General features: G+C 27.5%; 10 protein-coding genes and 1 pseudogene. 4 read left to right on the top strand and 7 right to left on the bottom strand.

The window, feature by feature from the left end:
• Nucleotides 1–452 precede the first annotated feature (452 nt).
• From eno to mrcB, 4 genes are all read right to left on the bottom strand, one after another.
• Nucleotides 453–1,796 carry a phosphopyruvate hydratase gene (gene eno, locus M9408_RS02375; RefSeq protein ID WP_250257063.1) on the bottom strand — a complete coding sequence of 448 codons (1,344 nt, stop codon included), beginning with the start codon at nt 1,794–1,796 and terminating at the stop codon, nt 453–455.
• A 78-nt stretch (nt 1,797–1,874) separates the two neighbouring features.
• Nucleotides 1,875–3,515: a CTP synthase gene (locus tag M9408_RS02370; RefSeq protein WP_250257062.1), complete on the bottom strand. Its 1,641-nt coding sequence runs from the start codon at nt 3,513–3,515 to the stop codon at nt 1,875–1,877.
• Between the two features lie 436 nt (nt 3,516–3,951).
• Nucleotides 3,952–4,302, bottom strand: a complete 351-nt coding sequence (erpA, locus tag M9408_RS02365) for an iron-sulfur cluster insertion protein ErpA (protein WP_250236495.1) — start codon at nt 4,300–4,302, stop codon at nt 3,952–3,954.
• A 281-nt stretch (nt 4,303–4,583) separates the two neighbouring features.
• Nucleotides 4,584–6,881, bottom strand: a complete 2,298-nt coding sequence (gene mrcB / locus M9408_RS02360) for a bifunctional glycosyl transferase/transpeptidase (protein WP_250257061.1) — start codon at nt 6,879–6,881, stop codon at nt 4,584–4,586.
• A gap of 1,452 nt (nt 6,882–8,333) precedes the next feature.
• Between mrcB and aceE the strand changes: the two genes are divergently transcribed.
• From aceE to lpdA, 3 genes are all read left to right on the top strand, one after another.
• Entirely contained in the window at nt 8,334–11,003 is a 2,670-nt protein-coding gene (gene aceE / locus M9408_RS02355) for a pyruvate dehydrogenase (acetyl-transferring), homodimeric type (protein ID WP_250257060.1), read from the top strand.
• A gap of 8 nt (nt 11,004–11,011) precedes the next feature.
• Complete coding sequence (gene aceF, locus M9408_RS02350) at nt 11,012–12,310, top strand: dihydrolipoyllysine-residue acetyltransferase (RefSeq protein WP_250257059.1); 1,299 nt, start codon at nt 11,012–11,014, stop codon at nt 12,308–12,310.
• 163 nt (nt 12,311–12,473) lie between these two features.
• Nucleotides 12,474–13,898 (top strand): dihydrolipoyl dehydrogenase, encoded by a 1,425-nt coding sequence (gene lpdA / locus M9408_RS02345; protein WP_250257058.1) that lies wholly within the window; start codon nt 12,474–12,476, stop codon nt 13,896–13,898.
• Between the two features lie 1,811 nt (nt 13,899–15,709).
• On the opposite strand, the gene folK is transcribed toward lpdA, so the two are convergent.
• Both folK and dksA read right to left on the bottom strand, forming a co-directional pair.
• Nucleotides 15,710–16,201: a 2-amino-4-hydroxy-6-hydroxymethyldihydropteridine diphosphokinase gene (gene folK, locus M9408_RS02340; protein ID WP_250257057.1), complete on the bottom strand. Its 492-nt coding sequence runs from the start codon at nt 16,199–16,201 to the stop codon at nt 15,710–15,712.
• 126 nt (nt 16,202–16,327) lie between these two features.
• Nucleotides 16,328–16,795, bottom strand: coding sequence for an RNA polymerase-binding protein DksA (gene dksA / locus M9408_RS02335; protein WP_250248420.1), 468 nt, complete (start codon nt 16,793–16,795; stop codon nt 16,328–16,330).
• 436 nt (nt 16,796–17,231) lie between these two features.
• Here dksA and coaE point away from each other — a divergent pair.
• A pseudogene (gene coaE, locus M9408_RS03320) lies at nt 17,232–17,848 on the top strand (dephospho-CoA kinase).
• Between the two features lie 435 nt (nt 17,849–18,283).
• Here coaE and secA read toward each other — a convergent pair.
• A complete protein-coding gene (gene secA / locus M9408_RS02320; RefSeq protein ID WP_250257055.1) occupies nt 18,284–21,016 on the bottom strand; it encodes a preprotein translocase subunit SecA in 2,733 nt (910 codons plus the stop codon).
• Nucleotides 21,017–21,624: the final 608 nt, after the last annotated feature.

The following is a 21,624-nucleotide window of genomic DNA, read 5'->3' as shown; positions in this document are numbered from 1 at the left end:
ATTATTATATATCAGTATATATCTAAATAATTTAGTTTTGTTGATTTTAGATAAGATGGGTATATTAAATGCATATGTATGAACACAATTTATCCAAATTTTTAATCTAATCAATAAATACTTTTTTAAAATTATTTGCTGTGATTTTTGAAAACATTACAAGTCTAAGATAATATAAATTATATAACTACATTGTGATTATTGCTATAATAGTACAATAAGTAGTAAACTGAAACAGTTTATATATTTATTTACTATAAATATATGTTAAAAACAACGCTACTGCTACATATATTACATATACATATAACTGTATGTTGTTACCGCGTGTCATTTTTTAGATATAATCCAGTATCATTAAATCAACTATTTTTAAATTTGTATTCTATTATTAAATAATAAAAAATTATATTCCGTTATTTAATTTTTATACTATCTAAAGTATAGATTAGTTAAGTATTATGAATTTCAGATGTACTTAATTGAACATTAGAATGTGATATATATTTTATCTTATTAAATCCACGCAGCATTCCTTTTTTATTTAAAATTTCTTCTATACGGATAAGTTGATTATACTTAGCTACACGTTCAGAGCAACGAATAGGTCCAGTTTTTATCTGCCCTGCATCAGTACCCACTGCTATATCAGCAATACTAGTATCTTCGGTTTCTCCGGAACGATGTGAAATAATCGTAGCGTACCCCGCGGTTTTAGCCATTCTAATAGCATATAGTGTTTCAGTTAATGATCCTATTTGATTACACTTGATTAAAATAGAATTTGCAATTTTTTGGTCAATACCTATTTGTAACAAATTTACATTAGTTGCAAATAAGTCATCTCCTACTAATTGAATTTTATCCCCAAGAACTTTAGTTTGATAAGAAAATCCATCCCAATCGTATTCACTTTGTCCATCTTCAATAGAAACTATTGAGTATTTTTTCGCTAATAATGATAAATAATGAGTAAATTCTTTAGAAGTAAAGGATTTTTTTTCACTTTTTATGTTATATTTGTCGGCTACTTTATTAAATAATTCAGATGCAGCACAATCTATTGCTAATACAATGTCTTTTCCTAAGATATAATTGGATCGTTCAATAGATTCTTTTATCAATTCTAGAGCGGTAGTATGAGAATTGATATTAGGAGCATACCCACCTTCATCACCTAATTGTGCAGATATACCTCTATCTTTTAGTATTATTCCTAAACCATGTGATATTTCAGCTCCCATCTGAATCGCTTCTTTAATTGTTTTTGCGCCAACTGGAATTATCATAAATTCTTGAATATCTAAATTATTGTCAGCGTGCTTACCGCCATTAATGATATTCATCATGGGGAGCGGTATAGAAAATTTATTTGTTGACATATTATACAAATCAGCAACGTGCTGATATAATGGGATATTTTTAAATACTGAAGCTGTTTTTGCAATTGCTAATGAAACGCTTAAGATAGCATTAGCCCCAAATTTTGATTTATTACTAGTGCCATCTAGATCAATCATGGTGTTATCAATAACATCTTGTTGCGTTACATCTATACCTTTTAATATTTTATTAATAGGTCCATTTATAGCATTAACTGCTTTTGTGACTCCTTTTCCGAAGAAGCGATTTTTATCATTATCTCGTAACTCTACAGCCTCTTGGGAACCAACGGATGCCCCAGATGGTACTGATGCTAATCTAGAACCACCTTTAATATATACTTCGGCTTCCACTGTTGGATTACCACGAGAATCGATAACTTCACGTCCAACAATATTTAAGATTTTAGGCATATATATCCCTTCATAAATTAATTTATATTTTTAATTCCAAATTGGAAATATAGTACCATAAACATTGACTCATATATACTAAATTAATTTATTATGACGATGTTGATATTCCATTGCAGCTCTTATAAAATCTATAAATAGGGGATGTCCTTCACGAGGTGTAGAATTGAATTCAGGATGAAATTGACTACCTATAAACCATGGATGTTTTGAATATTCGATTACTTCTACCAAATGATTATTTTCAGAAAATCCAACACAAGTTAATCCAGCGTGGTTTATATTTTTTAGTAACATATTATTCACTTCGTAACGATGTCGATGACGTTCTAATATAGTACTTTTACCATATATTTGATATGTTAAACTTCCTTTAATTAAATAACATACTTGATTACCTAAACGCATAGTACCACCTAAATTAGTATTATACGTCATCATAGTACCATTTTCATTTTTGCATTCACTTATTAAAGCTATTACTGGACATTTACAATTAGTTATAAATTCTGTAGAATTAGCGTCTGGCATTCCAGCAACGTGTCGAGCAAATTCGATTAATGCAACTTGCATACCTAAACAAATTCCGAAGTATGGAATATTATTTTCTCTAGCATGTTGTACAGATAAAATTTTTCCTTCAACTCCACGATAACCGAATCCTCCAGGAACTAGAATTGCATCTAACCCCTTTAGGGTTTTTTCTATACCTAATTTTTCTACTTTCTGGGAGCTAATAAGACGAATATTAACAATAAAACGGTTTTTTATTCCAGCGTGTTTTAATGCTTCTGTTATTGACTTGTAAGCATCTACTAATTCAATGTATTTACCTACTATGCCGACAGTAACTTCTCCTATTGGATGTTCTTGATAATAAATTACTTCTTCCCAATCTGATAGATTTGCTGTAGGACAATTTAAATTAAAACGTTTGCAAACATAATCATCTAGTCCCTGTGATTTTAGTAAAGCAGGTATTTTATAAATTGAATCTACATCTTGAAGAGAAATAATTGCTTGTTTAGATACATTACAAAATAAAGAAATTTTTTTCCGTTCGCTGTTGCTGATTACTCTGTCAGATCTACAAATTAAAATATCAGGTTGAATACCTATAGAAAGCAATTTTTTTACTGAATGTTGCGTAGGTTTTGTTTTTAGTTCTCCAGATGCTGTAATAAAAGGTACTAATGTTAGATGTATATATAAAATTTGTTCTCTATTTACTTCTATTACCATTTGCCTAATAGCTTCTAAAAAGGGTAATGATTCAATATCACCTACTGTTCCTCCTATTTCTACTAACAACACATCGTAACCAGAAGCACCTGCTATAATCCATTTTTTTATGGTATCAGTAACATGAGGGATAATTTGTATAGTAGCGCCTAAGTAATCACCACGACGTTCTTTTCGCAAAACATCGGCGTAAATTTTGCCGGCTGTAAAATTATTATGATGTCTCATTTTAGTACGGATAAAGCGCTCGTAATGCCCTAAATCTAAATCAGTCTCTGCCCCGTCTTCAGTAATAAATACTTCACCATGTTGCACAGGACTAATTGTGCCAGGATCAACATTGATATAAGGATCTAGTTTCATTATAGTTACACGAAGACCACGTGCCTCTAAAACCGCAGCTAACGATGCTGTAGCAATACCTTTACCTAAAGATGATACCACTCCTCCAGTAACAAAAATATAATTAATTTTCACATATTATCCAAATTATATACATACATATAATCTTTATGATTTAAATTTTATTATAAATTATAGCGGATTATTTAGTTAAATATCAATTTTTGATATATTTATCTTTATTTTTGGAATACAAATTATAATTATTTTTGAATGTTATTCAAATGTTAATAGTGAATGATTTGATATGAGTGAGTATTTAATTTTAAACTACCTACTCACATTATCAATACAATGATCGTATATATATTTATTTTAATAATATAACAACCTTGTATAGTCGTACTATATGCAATGGCATTGATTTTGTATATTACACTTAGAGCTTACTCCGCAAAAAATATGACATACACATAATATAATTAATGTAATTGGTATTACATAACATAATTGTAGAAAATACCCTATTTTTTATCATTTGTAAAATATATTGTGACTTGTATCATTCATTTCATATACTAAACGATGAACCACAACTGCAAGTAGTTTTAGCATTTGGATTTATTACAACAAATCGGGATCCCTCTAGTTCTTCATAATAATCTATAATACCTCCAAATAAATATTGCAGACTTACAGGGTCTATCACTAAAGTAACACCATTATTTTCCATAATATAATCATCACTAGATTTTTCCTCATCTAAAGTAAAGCCGTATTGCAAGCCACTACAACCTCCTCCTATAACATATACACGTAATTTTAAATTTGAATTATTTGTTGCTTTATTTTTAATTAAAAGCCTTACTTTGTTAGCTGCAAAATCAGTCAATTGTACAGGAAACGTTGCATTATTGTTCATAATTATCAGCCTTTTACATCATACATAATGCTATAATTAATTTTTTAGTCATAAGTTAGTCAAATGTATAAAATTTTTTGTTTTTATTAAAAAATATTTAAATTAATAGTATATATTCTCAAATATAGCAGAAAAAATTATGTAAATTAAAATTTATATAATTAAAGTTGTTATTAATATAATAATACTCTAATACTAATAGATAATGAGTAATTTTTATTCATGAATAAAATTATTTAATTTATTCGGTTACATCATGAATAGCCAGGGTTTCTATAGTATTATTTATTGATTGCTGAATCGTATGAAACTATGTTTGTTTGGTTGGATAACCGATATAATAACTGCTGATCGGTTATCCATACTGGTAACGCCTGACAACAAGTATTTTTATTATCATGTACAACAAAATTACCATGATTATCTATAGGCATGTGTTTAATACCACTAGGTGGTATTAAACACAAAGGGGTAGGCTTTTGATATTCTAAATAAAGACTATATAGAGTTAATGCTCCGTTCGTCCCTGTTAATTTAGTCGCTCCGTTGTTGTCTCGTCCTATCCAAATTACAGTTACTTCCTTTCCATCAATTCCAACAAACCAACTATCGCGAAGATCATTGGTAGTGCCAGTTTTAGCTGCCAATTGTGAATAAGGAAATTTTACAGATAAAACATAAGAAGTTCCTTGTGCTACTACTTGTTGCATTGCATATAATATTAAATAAGCTGCTTGAGGGAAAATAACACGTTCTGTTTTAGGAAAATATTGATATAGTATCATATTTTCTTCATTCATAATATAATGAACAGACGATAAGGAAGAATATTGGCCACCATTAGCAATAGTTTGAAATTCTTGCGCAACTTCTATAGGTGTCAAATTGATAGAGCCTAAAAGGATAGATGGGAAAGAAGAAATAAAATCAGGTGAAATACCCAATTTTATTAAAATTTTAGAAACAGCGTCTAAGCCTATTGTCATTCCTAAATTAACGGTAGGTATGTTTAAAGATTTAATAAATGCATCAATAAGAGTAACTTTTCCTCTGAATTTTCGATCATAATTTTTAGGGGACCAAATCACTCCATTTGGTTGTTTTACAGTAATAGGTTCGTCAGCAATCCATGTGTTAAGGTGGTACTTATTAGGATTACTCAACGCTGCTAAATAAGTTGCCGGTTTTGCTAACGAACCAATAGAACGACGAGCATACATAGCGCGATTAAATCCATAAAAATGTGGTTCAGATCCGCCTACCATAGCACGTATCTCCCCGCTAAATCGATCTACTACAACTATAGCTCCTTCTAAATCTTTTATTTTATAAAAACATCTTAGATTATGGATACCTGATTCCATTGCTTTTTCTGCTGATTTTTGAGAAATAGGGTCTAATGTCGTAAATATCTTTATTCCAGAAAAATCGTTAATTTGATCAATATTTTGTATTTCTTCGTCTACCATTTGCGTAAAAGCAGGGCGTAATATTAATACTTCGTCTTTTGATTGTATTCCTAAAGGGCGCGCAATAAGAATGGTATATAACTTTTTATCAATAATATGTCTATGCACCAATAATTTTAGTATTAAATTTCGGCGTTCTAATGTTATCTGTGGATTTTTCCAGGGATTATATAAAGACGCCCCTTTTATCATTCCAACTAACATTGCTTGTTGATCCAAACTTAATTCACTTATTGGTCTTCCAAAATAATAAAAACTGGCTAAAGGAAATCCACGAATCTGATCATTTCTATTTTGACCAAAATATATTTCATTTAAATATAACTCAAGAATACGGTCTTTACTATACCGATGATCAACAATTAAAGCCATATAGGCTTCGTTAAATTTACGCCATAATGATCGGGTATTATTCAAAAATAAATTTTTCACTAGTTGTTGGGTTAAAGTACTCCCACCCTGTACAGTGCGTCCAGAAATAATATTGGCTAAAAAAGCACGACCAATAGAAGATATTTTAATGCCATCATGCCGATAAAAATAACGATCTTCAATAGCTAATAACATATCTATTAATATATCTGGAAATTCAGATCTCGGTAAAAGTAACCTTTGTTGTCCATTAGGAGCATATATAATAGAGATGATTTTGGGATCAAGCCTAAATAATCCAAAATTATTTTTTGTGTCTTGATTATAAATGCGTAGTAATTTTTCTTGATTAAAAAAAAAGGATGCATGTATTTCTCTTTCTTCTCCACTTGGAAAGTTAAAAGGTCTACGAAATAACTCAATTTCATTATTATGTACGACAAATTCTCCTGAATGAGTAATTTCAGATACTTGACGGTACTGTAATGATTCTAATAGATGAATTATGTCATTTTTATTATATGGCATATTAGGTTCTACATTAATCATACGACTATAAACAACAGTAGGTAATTTCCAGACTTTTCCATTAATCCGACTTTGAATTGTCTTATCTAAAAATATTCCATATCCTGTAATCAGAATGATAATAAAAACACAAATGCATATTATAATGTATAGAACATGTAAAGTTCGTTGCACAATGATTAAATGACGCTTATATGGTAATTGATCCATAAAAAATTGTAATTTTTAATACATATTATGATGCTCAGATAAGTTAATCATCAATGATAATTTTGATGCTTCTTTTGTTATTATAGGTGATAACCATTATGTAATTACTTATATATTCACTAAGTTTAAGTAACAATATTTCAAATACTATAATTAATTTACAGCAATTTATACATTTTTTAAATAAAAATTTGTGTATTTGATTGTTAATTTTTAGTAATTAATGCTTGAATGTTTTAAATTCGAAAAATAATAATAATATAATAACTTTAGTTTATATTTATATAATAGTTTTTTGAACTTATATTTTATACATAGATGCATTCCTGATAAATTATAAATAACTTTTATTAAATTAATTTTAATAGGACTTGAATATACTTAAAAATATATAAAATAATTATATTTATACCGCAATAAATTGAAGCTATGTAGTATTTATGAATATAATATATGAATATTCTTTATATATTTTATATAGTTAAAAGGTTTTTTAAAAAAATTAAATAATTTTAACATAATATATTTTTTTATATTTCTATGAAATAAAATATATAAATTAAATATTTCGAATAAACTAAAATAGAACATAATTCATGTATTAGGGGCATTAAATTATATTTAAAGTTACTATTTTTAATATACGATTTATTTAAATAATTAAATAATAGATTTATACAATTAATTTATATTAATTATCAAGTAGATTTAGTGTCTGAAATTATAAATTTTTATAATTATTACAAATTCATGATATGAAAGTATATTTATTCTCTTATTATTTTAAAAATATGTAAAATTAAACAAAAATATAAATATAATAATTCTGTAAAATCTAACTTAACATTAAAAATATTTAAGCATTAAATCAATCTTTTATTATATATAAATTTATAAATAACAAATTAATTTGATATAAAAATTATATTATTATTAAGAAATAATAAAACAAAAATTAATATGTATTTTAGTATATCATTATAAAAAAATATGAAATATAATTTTATGATGAAGTAGTCATAAAATATTTAAAAAAATTATTGTTTTATATATAAAACATATACACAATACTGAAAATTAGTATAAAAATAAATCTATTATGTATCTTATTACGCTTATTTAAATAAATGATATATTATAAGCATTAGTACTAAAAATTAATAAATAATATTTTATATATTATGTTTACTTATTTGATTTATTATTTTCTGATCTTAAAGAAGTGATTACAGAATAATTTAACAATATTCTGTAATCACTTGAATTACTAAATTATCGCTTTGTGCAAAAAATTTTATTTTTAAAGCAGTGAAATGAATATATTTTAAAAATAATTTTATTCGTTCATGAACATAATCATACATAAATAATTTATATTTATATCGTATAAAGTATTTATAATATTAATATAAGCAATATACATATATTCAAACACATTAAGGAAACGCTATAATGTTAGAATGTTTATCTAATGATGTGGATCCAATAGAAACACAAGATTGGTTACAATCTATTTCTTCGGTTATTCAAAAAGAAGGTGTTAAACGAGCTCAATTTTTAATAAATCAAATTGTACATGTAGCTCGTAGCAACGGTGTTGTTACTTCTAGTAATGAAACAACAACAAATGATTATATAAATACTATTCCAGTTCAAGATGAACCAGAATATCCTGGAAATTTAGAAATAGAGCAACATATATGCGCTGTTATTCGTTGGAATGCTATTATGATGGTATTGCATGCATCAAAAAAAAATTTAGATTTAGGAGGACATATCGCTTCGTTTCAATCTTCAGCTACGTTGTACGAGGTGTGTTTTAATCATTTTTTTCGTGGGCGTAATAAGCATGATGGAGGTGATTTAGTATATTTTCAAGGCCATATTTCACCTGGAATATATGCTCGTGCTTTTCTTGAAGGACGATTACATGAGAATCAAATAAATAATTTTCGTCAAGAAGTAAAAAACCTGGGGCTCCCTTCGTATCCCCACCCAAAATTAATGCCAGAATTTTGGCAATTTCCTACAGTTTCTATGGGTCTTGCTCCAATTAGCGCAATCTACCAAGCAAAATTTTTAAAATACTTAAAAAATAGAAATTTAAAAGATACTACTTTACAAACAGTATATGCTTTTTTAGGGGATGGAGAAATGGATGAACCTGAATCTAAAGGAGCTCTTAATATTGCCGCTAGAGAAAAATTGGATAATTTAATTTTTATTGTTAATTGCAATTTACAGCGATTAGATGGCCCAGTAGTAGGCAATGGAAAAATTATCAATGATTTAGAAAATATATTTAAAGGATCAGGTTGGGAAGTAATTAAAGTTATTTGGGGAAGTAAATGGGATGCTTTGTTGCATAAGGATACTAGCGGTAAGCTCATTAAACTTATGAATGAAACTGTTGATGGAGATTATCAAACATTTAAATCTAAAGATGGCGCATATGTACGTAAACATTTTTTTGGTAGATATCCGGAAACTAATGCATTGGTGGATGACATGAGTGATTCTGAAATTTGGGCACTAGATCGCGGTGGACACGATCCTAAAAAAGTATTTGCTGCTTTAGAAAAAGCCAAGAATAGCTTTGGAAAACCTGTTGTAATATTAGCGCATACTATTAAAGGTTATGGAATGGGCTCTAGCGCTGAAGGAATGAATATTGCACATCAAATTAAAAAAATTAATATAAAAGAAATACGTCATTTTAGAGATAAATTTAACCTTAATCTTATCAAAGACGACCAAATTGAATCTTTGCCCTATTTAACATTTAAAGAAGGCTCTAAAGAATACATATATTTACATGAACAACGCAAAAAATTATTTGGATACATTCCAAATAGATTACAACATTCTACTTATTCATTAGAACTGCCAACATTAAAACATTTTTATCCTTTGTTAATACAACAAAATAAAGATATTTCTACTACTCTTGCATTTATGCGTGTCTTCAATATACTATTACAATATGCGCCAATCAAACATAGGCTAGTACCTATTATTGCTGATGAAGCCCGAACCTTTGGGATGGAAGGGTTGTTTCGCCAAATTGGTATTTATAGTTCTATGGGGCAACAATATACACCTCAAGATCATGATGTGCTTGCCTATTATCGTGAAGATAAACAAGGGCAAATTTTACAAGAGGGTATTAATGAATTAGGTGCAGCAGCCTCTTGGTTAGCTGCTGCTACCTCATATAGTACTAATGATTTTCCTATGGTACCATTTTATATTTATTATTCAATGTTTGGTTTTCAAAGAATTGGAGATTTTTTTTGGGCTGCTGCTGATCAACAAGCTCGAGGATTTTTAATTGGGGGCACGTCTGGTCGGACTACCTTAAACGGCGAAGGACTACAACATGCTGATGGCCATAGTCATATTCAGTCATTAACAATTCCTAATTGTATTTCTTATGATCCAACATATGCATACGAAATCGCTGTGATCATACAAGATGGGTTAGCGCGTATGTATGGAAATAATCCAGAAAATATATATTATTATATTACTACATTAAATGAAAAATATCATATGCCAGCAATGCCAACAGGGGTTGAAGAAGGTATTCGAAAAGGAATTTATAAATTAGAATCTTTATCTGGTGACAATGGAAAAATTCAATTAATGGGATCTGGCGCTATTTTACGTCTTGTTCGTGAAGCAGCTCAAATTTTGTCTCAAGAATATAATGTAAGCTCTGATGTATACAGTGTTACTTCTTTTACTGAATTAGCACGAGATGGGCAAGACTGTGAACGCTGGAATATGTTGCATCCTATGGATGCACCTAAAATACCATATATTACTACTGTGTTAAATAATTTTCCTACTATAGCGGCTACTGATTATATGAAGTTATTTGCAGAACAAATTCGATGTTTTGTTCCAAGTAATCACTTTTTTGTTTTGGGTACAGATGGGTTCGGTCGTTCTGACAGCCGAGAAAATTTAAGACATCATTTTGAAGTGGATACAGGTTATGTAGTTACAGCTGCATTGGCCCAATTAGTAAAAAACGGCTATATTCATGCCAACGTTGTTTTAAATGCTATCAAAATATTCGATATTGATCCTGACAAAATTAATCCACGTCTAATATAGGAGGTAGCATGAAGGCAATCGAAGTTAATGTACCAAATATTGGTGATGATGAATTAGAAGTTACAGAAGTAATGGTCAAAATTGGAGACAAAATTAGTATTAACCAACCACTTATTATTATAGAAGGTGACAAATCTTCTATGGAAATACCAGCTCCTTGTTCTGGTATTGTTACTATAATTCATGTCCATGTTGGAGATAAAGTACATACAGGATCTTTAATTTTATTACTTGATATACAAAACAGTACTAATGCATCGTCTTTTAATGATCAAAAAAATATTGTTTCTTCTCGTTTTTCAGAAACTAATGATACAAAAAAAAGAGTTATATGTAGTAATACGACAAATCGCAGTATCTATTCTAAACTCGATATCACCACCACGATACATGCTACTCCATTAGTACGTCATATAGCTCGCATATGCGGAATAGATTTATCAAAAGTAAAGGGTAGTGGTCGTAAAGGACGTATCTTAAAGGAAGATATTCAAGATTATATGAACAATATATCAATGCATCATATAAACTGTATGTCATCTATGCAATCTAATCAATTAGTATCTATACAATCTTGGCCAAAAATAGATTTCAGTAAATTTGGCAATACTACAACTGTAACGTTAAGTAAAATACAGAAAATTTCTGCTACAAACCTACAAAGAAATTGGATAATGCTTCCTCATGTAACACAATTTGATGAAGTTGACATTACTGATTTAGAGAATTTTAGAAAGCAACAAAATCTCGAAATTGAAAAGAAAAAAATAAATTGTAAAATTACACTGCTAGTTTTTGTTTTAAAAGCAGTTTCAAAAGCATTAGAGGAATTACCACGATTTAATAGTTCTTTATCTCAAGATAGTCAGACGCTAATTTTAAAAAAATATATTAATATTGGTATAGCAGTAGATACTTCTAAAGGATTATTAGTACCTGTTTTACGTGATGTAAATAAAAAAGGTATAATTTTATTATCACAAGAGTTAACAGAGCTCTCAAAAAGAGCGCGTTCTGGAAATCAATTGATTCCTTCTGATATGCAGGGAGGAAGTTTTACTATATCTAACCTAGGAGGTATAGGAGGCACAGCTTTTACTCCTATTATTAATGCTCCAGAAGTAGCTATTTTAGGTATGTCTAAGTCTTTTACAAAACCAATTTGGACTGGAAAGAAATTTGTTCCGCGTTTAATTTTGCCTTTATCGTTATCATACGATCATCGTGTTATTAATGGCGCAGATGGCGCTCGATTTATAACACTTATTAATAGAATAATTTCTGATATGCGATTATTATTTATGTAAATTGGTGATGACATAAATGCGATGATTCTATTACATAAAAATATAAACGTATGTGTTATTATCAGATATAGATTAAACATAATAGATAAATACATATTTAATCAAATTAGATATACTAGTTTGTAGTTTTAATTAAAATCTGAGGGGTAAAAGAGAAGCGGCTATGCATATGCAACTAAAAACTCAAATTCTTGTTTTGGGCGCAGGACCAGGAGGTTATTCTGCAGCTTTTCGCTGCGCTGATTTAGGAATGGATACTATCATAGTAGAACGTTACCCCATTTTAGGCGGAGTATGTCTTAATGTTGGCTGCATTCCTTCTAAAACATTATTACATATTGCTAAGTTAATTAAAACAAAAAAACATTTAGATAAATACGGTATTCTTACATCAGCAGAAGTAAACATTGATATTGAAAAAATGCGTTCTTGGAAAAATAAAATCATCACTCAGCTATCGAACAGCTTAGGTACTATGGCAAAAGCACGCAATGTCAAAGTAATTAATGGCATTGGTAAATTTATTGATAAAAATACTATTCAAGTTAAAAACAATCAAATAACTTTAGAAATAACATTTGATTATGCCATAATAGCAGCAGGATCTCATGCTGTGTCCTTACCGTTTGCTCCTAATGATAATCGTATTTGGAACTCAACTGATGCTCTATCTTTACAATCAATACCTAAGCGTTTACTAATCATAGGTTCTGGAGCTATAGGATTAGAAATAGCAACAATATATCATGCGTTTGGATCAGAAATTGATATAGTAGAAGTATACAATCAAATTGTACCAATTTTAGATGAAGATATTATTAATCTTTTTTCTAAAATAATAAGTAGGAATATTAATTTGATTTTAAATACTACGGTAAACGTAATAGAAGCTAAAAAAGATGGTATTTATGTTACTATGGAAAACAACCAAACTTCATTAAAAAATATTAGACGTTATGACGTATTATTAGTAGCAATTGGGCGTGCTCCGAACGGCAATACGTTGAACATTGAAAACGCAGGAGTAAATGTAGATGAATATGGTTTTATTCCCGTAGATCAACAAATGCGTACTAATGTAAAACATATTTTTGCTATTGGCGATGTTATCGGACACCCAATGTTAGCGCACAAAAGTATTCATGAAGGACGTGTAGCAGCAGAAGTTATAGCTGGTAAAAAACGTTATTTTGATCCAATAATAATTCCATCTATTATATATACTGATCCAGAGATAGCATGGGTTGGCTACACCGAAAAAGATGCTCGAGCAAAAAATATAGATTATAAAGTCACTGTTTTCCCTTGGATGGCATCAGGCCGAGCAATTACTGAGGATTGTAAAGAAGGTATGACTAAATTGATTTTTGACAAAAAAACAAATAGAATTATAGGAGGATCAATTTTAGGTACGTACGCCAGTGAAATATTAGGGGAAGTCGCATTAGCTATTGAAATGGGGTGTGATGCGGAAGATATTACTTTAACTATTCATGCTCATCCAACTTTATATGAATCAATAGCATTAGCAGCATCTATTTATGATGGATCGGTTACTGATTTACCTAATATAAACACACGAACATAACAAAATTTTATATAGTTGTAAATAAATTAATTTAAAATAATGCTACATTGATATATAGTTTCTTTAAATTATTCAAGTATATAAGCGCTAGTATTTCATATACTACATAATTTCTATAAACTAAATAAATGTTTAAAATATTTATAAGTATATGTCGTTAAAATTTATATTGTTGATTTAATATAATGTATTTTATTTGATAATAATAAGATATTTAAACTAATAATATTAGTCTAATAATATTCATTTGTTAAATATCGTATATTTATATATATAATTGCAAACGTTATGGATGTGCAGTGGATTTATATTATATTTTTTTAATTAATTAATTTAAGGGTATGATTAACTTGTAACTATTAATTAATTAAAATTAGAAGTTTAATATTTTTATTATTTGAGATATTTAATTTTTTATAAAAATAGAAATATGTCCTAATATAAAAATTAGTGGTATAATTGTAAATATCTAATTAAAAATTAATCTAAAAATATTGTGTTGTATATAAATAAAAAATATTAATTATAACAAAATACTAAATTATATTATTAGTATCTTGTAATATTAGGAACAAATTAAAGAATTTGGAATATCTAAATTTCATATATATATATATTAATCACGCAATTTAATTTAGAATAATTAGATATATTTTCAATTTTAATATAAATATTAATTGTATTTTCTGATCTATTCAGAATAATAAAATACATCATTATAATTTGAAAATAAAATCTTTATTTTATAGTTATAAATAAAATATTTAGGAAATATATTTACTGTATAAATTAATAATAACCCTTATGTTATTTATATTGAGAGTTACTATCAAGTTCATGTGTTTCTTGTCTATAGATATTTAAAAGAAATTTTTAAATTAGAATTGTTTTGTGTTATTAGTATTATTTTTTTAATAAAATAGAATAATTTATATTCAATAATAAATTTATATAAAATCATTAAATTAATCTTATATTTATATAAATATCTAAAAAATTAAGTGTTTTATAGATATTTTTAAAAACATAAAAGTCATCAAACTTAACAATGAAAAAATAATTTAAAATTGTTAAATATATAGACAGAATTTTATGCTTATGATAGTACGTTTTTAACTGCAATCATAAAATAATTTTAATTTTTTAATTAATGATATTAGGGTTCCTCATAATAATATCCTCCAAATGATTATTAGTATTAAAATATTTTACAGAAATTATTTTTAGTAAAAATGTAATGAATTATTTGTGCAGTATTTATTATTAAAAAACTGATATAGTACTTATTTCATAACAATTAACTCATTTAATCACTAAAAAGTATATTTATAATAATAAAAAATAAATATTTTAATCAATAAAAAATATATCATCACATTTATGTAGAAATATATAAATATCGTTATATCTATATAGTAAATACGTGCTATTTAATATTGTTAATTTTATTATTTGCGTCTCAATTGTAGATTTTTCTCAATTTTTTAGAACAACAGTATCTGAAATCCATTTCATTTGTAGAAATCGTTACAAATGATAACAATTACCAGATAATTATTAAACATAGCAGAACAATTTTGTTGTATATAATTTTAATTAAGATAAACAAAAATAAATAACAAAGAATTTGTTATAGATCAAATTTTAGATGGTTAGGTTAATATATTCATAATTAAACAAACAAATTCATCAATATTTTTTAATTTCATTATAAACAATTAATTACATATATACGTATAATTTATTTTTAAAATAAATAATAACCCCCTCATACCATATGAGTTGTTGTAGATAACAATAATTTAAATATTTTATTTTTTCCAAAAATCTAAACCATTTTCAGGAACAGTTTTAGCAATATCTGTTATAATTTTTCCATTAGGAAAAATTAAATGATTATCCAATTCAATTAATGGATAAATTATAAATTCTCGATTGTATATATCATAATGTGGTATTATTAATTCAGAGGTATGTATATTATGCTGTCCAAATAATAAAATATCTAGATCTAGTGTGCGTGATTGCCACAAAAGAGAATTATGTAATCGAACACGACCTTGTTTTTTTTCAATATATTGGATGTGACTTAACAACGATTTAGGAGAAAGATTGGTGTCTAATATTATTATTGCATTTAGAAAATCAGGCTGATTTTTATGCCCTAATGGTCGACTACGATAATAGGATGAAAAAGCTATAAGTTTGGTCGCTGGAAGGTTAGAAAGAGACCACATAGCTTTATCAGCTTGTTTTTTAGGATTTGACATATTACTGCCTAATCCTATCCAGACACGTTCCATTTAATCATATATCCTGTGATTAATTATCATAATAAAACCTGTGTATAAATTATTAAAAACTAATTTCTAATTATATCTTCATATAATGATATGATACCAATAAAGGTTAATTGTTACTATGATAATTTATCCAGTCATTTGTTTTTCTTTAATTTCTTCTAAAGTTTTGCAATCAATACATAAGTCAGCTGTTGGTCGAGCTTCCAATCTGCGGATTCCGATTTCTACATCACATGAAGCACAAAATCCAAATTCATTTGTATCTATTTTTTTTAAAGTTTTTTCAATTTTTTCAATAAGTCTACGTTCTCTATCTCGATTACGTAATTTAATATTAAATTCTTCTTCTTGTGTAGCTCTATCTACTGGATCTGGAAAATTGACAGATTCCTGATTTTGTACGCATAACGTAGAATACTCTAAATTATATTTAAGTTGATTTTTCCACGTTTCAAGGATGCGTTTAAAATGTAATAGTTGATCGTAACTCATATATTCTTCATTAGGCTTGCGTTGGTATGGCGTTACCCCGGCAATTATTAATACATTTAAAGAAGAATACTTGTTACTACGGTTTGATGATTTTATCGGCATATACTTACTCCTGATTTTATATATTATAAAACAAATTTACATCAATATGCATTAAAATTTAATTATTAAAAATAACATTTACTAATATTACAAACATATAATGAATAAAAAAATTAATAAAATAATATTTTATCAAATACAATATAATAGATCTTATTAAGTAATCTTTTTAATCTTATTATAATAGTTGATTATTCTTAAAGCGCACAGATGATTATAGAAACCAATAAATATTGATAACTGTTTAAAAATCGTGTATTATATTGATATTACTTGAGTGTTTATAATAACGTTATGATTTTTGTCATAAATAATAATAGCATTGTATATAATTTTACTAAATATTTACACGAGAAAATTATAATATTAATTTTTTATAATTCTTAAAAACCATATTTTTTATAGAAACAAAAATTTAATTTAATGAAAATGTATTATGTCTTGTGTTATTGCGTTAACCGGAGGGATTTGTTCTGGGAAAAGTGTTGTCGCAAAAAAATTTTCTGATTTATCAGAAAAAATATCCGTAATAGATTCGGATTTTATTTCTAGAACAGTCACACAACCTGGAAGTATTGCTTTACACATGATAACCAAATATTTTGGGTCAAGCGTGTTGTTTTCCAACGGCTCGTTAAATCGATCTATATTAAAAAAAAAATTTTTTTTAATCTTAAAGATAAAGAATGGCTTGAAAAATTGTTACATCCAATCATCCGAAAAGAAACTCAAAAAACTATAAATTTATTATTTAATAGATCATATTATATATTATGGGTCGTTCCATTGTTAATAGAAAATAACTTACAAAAATTTGCAGATCGAATATTAGTAGTAGATGTTCGTGCTGATATTCAATTGAATCGAATTATTAACAGAGACAAAATTAGTCAACAATATGCGAAAAATATTTTATTATCACAAGCATCTCGTCAACGCAGACTCGAATTTGCCGATGATATTATTGAGAACAACAAAAATCCAGATGATATCGATTCAAGCATTTTGGTCTTACATAAACATTACATGAATATAAAAAAAAATAATCACTAAAACTATTGTTTTTATTATGAAAAATTTCAAAATTATGCTTTATTTATCATATGATATACGATGTAGTCATCATAATTAAAATTTTTTTTATTCACATTAATTTCTTTCATAAATAAGCATTATAATTGTTTTCATACCTACACTGTATACACACAAACAATAAAACCCATTGTTAAAATTAAAAATAAATAATTTTTTATGTTAATTAGCATTGCGGTGCGAAGATAAAATCGTGAATACCTAAAAACATTAACTTATCTACTTTGATGGAAACAAATTTAAGGTAAAACAATTATTTTTTAATATTACATGTACACTTATAAACATGTATTATTTATAATTTACAAATATTATTTTTTTATTTTAGATAAAACATATAACTTCATGTTTGTTATAATAATCAACTTAAAAATCATTTTAAGTAATTTATATATATCAATGATACTTACACGTAATTTTACCATGACATTCCTTGAATTTCTTATTAGATCCACAAGGACAAGAATCATTACGGCCTACCACTTTATTTTTAATTAATGTATTTGTATTTAAAAAATAATCTATAGACAGTAATTTACTATTAATTGCTTGTGGATCAATAGAGCATATCTCACTATACTTGCTATTTTCTGAAAAAACAGATTCTTTTTTATTAAACGATTTCATCACCAATTTACTAATTTCACTTATCACTTCATATTTTAAATGATCTAGCATTTTAATAAACATGGAAAATGACTCTCTTTTATATTCCTGTTTAGGATCTTTTTGCGCATATCCTCTTAAATGAATTCCTTGACGTAAGTAATCCATTGATGATAAATGTTCCTTCCATAATACATCAAATGTTCTTAACATAACTCCTTTTTCAAAAGAACGTACAATATTCATTCCTATTTTTTTTTTAGCATGCTCATATTGTTGAGTCATATTGTCCAATATACGTTGACGTAATCTTTCCTTTTCTTCATATAATTTAGGGTCTAGATCTATCCATTCTACAAGAGGTAATATTAGATAAAAATCAGTTCTCAAACATTCTTCTAATTTTATTAAATCATTTTTATCCTCTATGATTTGTAAAGGAATATAAATATTAAATAACTTGTCAATAACATCGTGACGAATATTGCTTATAATCTCATCAATATCTGACATGTCTAATAATTTATCTCGTTGTTCATAAATAACCCGACGTTGATCGTTAGCTACATCATCATATTCTAATAATTGTTTTCTAACATCAAAATTGCGATTTTCTACTTTTTTTTGGGCATGAGCAATAGCTTTAGTGATCCATGGATGTTCAATTGCTTCTCCAGGTTTCATACCTAATTTTTTCATCATATTCACTAGTCTATCAGAAGCAAAAATTCGTATTAACGAATCTTCCATTGATAAATAAAATCTAGAAGAACCTACATCACCTTGTCGTCCAGATCGTCCGCGCAGTTGATTATCAATACGACGAGATTCATGTCGTTCAGTACCAATTACATGTAATCCTCCAGATTTTAATACTGTATCATGACGTTTTTTCCAAGCAGATTTAATTTTTGAAATTTTACATATATTCGTTGTATTCAATGCAGCGATTTCTGCGCGGTAATTTCCTCCTAACATAATATCAGTTCCACGACCAGCCATATTTGTAGCAATGGTTACTGCACCAGGATGTCCTGCTTGAGCTATGATATCTGCTTCTATAGAATGAAACTTAGCATTTAAAACTTTGTGAACGATTCCAGCTTGTTTTAAAGCACGAGAAATAATTTCAGATTTGTCAATCGATATAGTTCCTACTAAAACTGGCTGATTACGTTTAACACAATCTTTAACATCATTAATAATAGCATCAATTTTTTCGCGTTCTGTCATATAAATCACATCTGGTAAATCGTTACGGATCATAGGACGATTAGTTGGTATAACAATAGTATCTAATTTATAGATAGATTGAAACTCAAATGCTTCAGTATGAGCAGTTCCAGTCATACCAGATAATTTTTCATATAAACGAAAATAATTTTGAAATGTAATTGAAGCTAATGTTTGATTCTCATTTTGAACCGTTACTCGTTCCTTAGCTTCTATTGCTTGGTGTAATCCATCTGACCATCGACGACCCGGCATCACACGTCCTGTATGTTCATCAATAATCAGTATTTCACCATTTTTAACAAGATAATCCACTTCGCATGCGAATAAAATATGCGCACGAAACGCCGCGTTAACATGGTGCATCAATATAATATTATCTGATGAATATAATGATTCACCTTGAGTCATGATCCCAGATTTAATTAATAATTGTTCGATCAATACTAATCCTTGCTCAGTTAATATAATTTGTCTTGATTTTTCATCAACTGTGAAATATTCTTCTTTTTGTAAATCGTTTGCATTTTTTTTATTTTGTTGAATTATGCTAAAAACCAATTCGTTTATTTTTAAGTATAGTAAAGAAGTATCATCTGATGGGCCGGAAATGACCAATGGGGTACGAGCCTCATCAATCAAAATAGAATCTACTTCATCTACTAATGCATAATATAATCCTCGTTGTACCCGTTCTTCCGGAACAAAAACCATATTGTCACGCAAATAATCGAAGCCATATTCATTATTTGTTCCATAAGTAATGTCTGCTGCATACGCAGCACGTTTCATAGATGCTGATTGTTCTGGTAAATTAATTCCAACAGTTAAGCCTAAAAACTCAAATAATGGTTTATTATTTACTGCATCTCTATGTGCTAAGTAATTATTAACTGTAACGATATGTACTCCTTTACCGCTTAATGCGTTTAAGTAAGCGGGTAAAGTAGCGGTTAAAGTTTTTCCCTCTCCAGTTTTCATTTCCGCGATACAACGATTGTTTAAAACTATTCCGCCCAATAATTGGGAATCAAAAAGACGTATATTAAATATCCTCTTGATAGCTTCACGCACTACAGCAAACGTTTGTGGTAATAGTTCTTCACATTTTATACCTGATTTAATAGATACACGAAACTCGTTAGTTTTAGATGCGAGTTGATTATCATTTAACTTTTCTATGTCTTTTTCCATACAATTTATAATATCCACCACTTTTTGCATACGATGTAGTGCTCGCTCATTTCTATTTTTAAAAATTTTAGTAAGTAATTTAAATGGTGTTATCATAATAATTTATATCTCATTACAATGATGGCGTATTATACAAATAATAACGTGACAATATATTATTCTTATTGAAGATATATTGTTGTATACATATATATTTAACCGTTTTAACAACAGTGATTAATTTATATTATTTTACAATCTATTAAAATAGATGTGAATAAATTGCATGCAATGTATATTTAATGCTATGAATCATGTTGATTAACATAAATATTTTATAGAAAATATTTAAACAGTAAAATTGCATGGATAAGCATAAATTTTTATTTACATAAATTTACATGTTATGTATGTGTTTTAAACACATTATATAGTGCAACATACAACTAATGATTTTATTAATATATTTGATATTCTGAATGTGAAACTATTTAAATAAAGTTTAAAAATTTTCATACATACGAATAAAAAGAAATAAAATATCAAAAAATACTCGTGTATTTCTGATTTTCATAATTACATTGAATTTATAAATTATACATGCCATACTCAGATGTTGTATATATTGTCTATATTATAAGATAAAAATGTTTATTGCAGATAAATTTAAATAATTTTTCGATTTTTATTTAACAAATTAGAATATATGGTTTATAGAATAACTG

The sequence above is a fragment of the Candidatus Blochmannia vicinus genome (genome assembly GCF_023586525.1).
In the GTDB taxonomy this organism is placed as follows: domain Bacteria; phylum Pseudomonadota; class Gammaproteobacteria; order Enterobacterales; family Enterobacteriaceae; genus Blochmanniella; species Blochmanniella vicinus.
Note: the sequence above shows the minus strand (reverse complement) of the source record. Positions and strands in the feature narration are given on the sequence as shown.

What these genes read in the sequence shown, in the direction of transcription:
- dksA (WP_250248420.1), bottom strand. Translation starts at nt 16,795, where the DNA reads ATGCCGATAAAATCATCAAACCGTAGTAACAAGTATTCTTCTTTAAAT.
- secA (WP_250257055.1), bottom strand. Translation starts at nt 21,016, where the DNA reads ATGATAACACCATTTAAATTACTTACTAAAATTTTTAAAAATAGAAAT.
- aceE (WP_250257060.1), top strand. Translation starts at nt 8,334, where the DNA reads ATGTTAGAATGTTTATCTAATGATGTGGATCCAATAGAAACACAAGAT.
- mrcB (WP_250257061.1), bottom strand. Translation starts at nt 6,881, where the DNA reads ATGGATCAATTACCATATAAGCGTCATTTAATCATTGTGCAACGAACT.
- aceF (WP_250257059.1), top strand. Translation starts at nt 11,012, where the DNA reads ATGAAGGCAATCGAAGTTAATGTACCAAATATTGGTGATGATGAATTA.
- lpdA (WP_250257058.1), top strand. Translation starts at nt 12,474, where the DNA reads ATGCATATGCAACTAAAAACTCAAATTCTTGTTTTGGGCGCAGGACCA.
- eno (WP_250257063.1), bottom strand. Translation starts at nt 1,796, where the DNA reads ATGCCTAAAATCTTAAATATTGTTGGACGTGAAGTTATCGATTCTCGT.
- folK (WP_250257057.1), bottom strand. Translation starts at nt 16,201, where the DNA reads ATGGAACGTGTCTGGATAGGATTAGGCAGTAATATGTCAAATCCTAAA.
- erpA (WP_250236495.1), bottom strand. Translation starts at nt 4,302, where the DNA reads ATGAACAATAATGCAACGTTTCCTGTACAATTGACTGATTTTGCAGCT.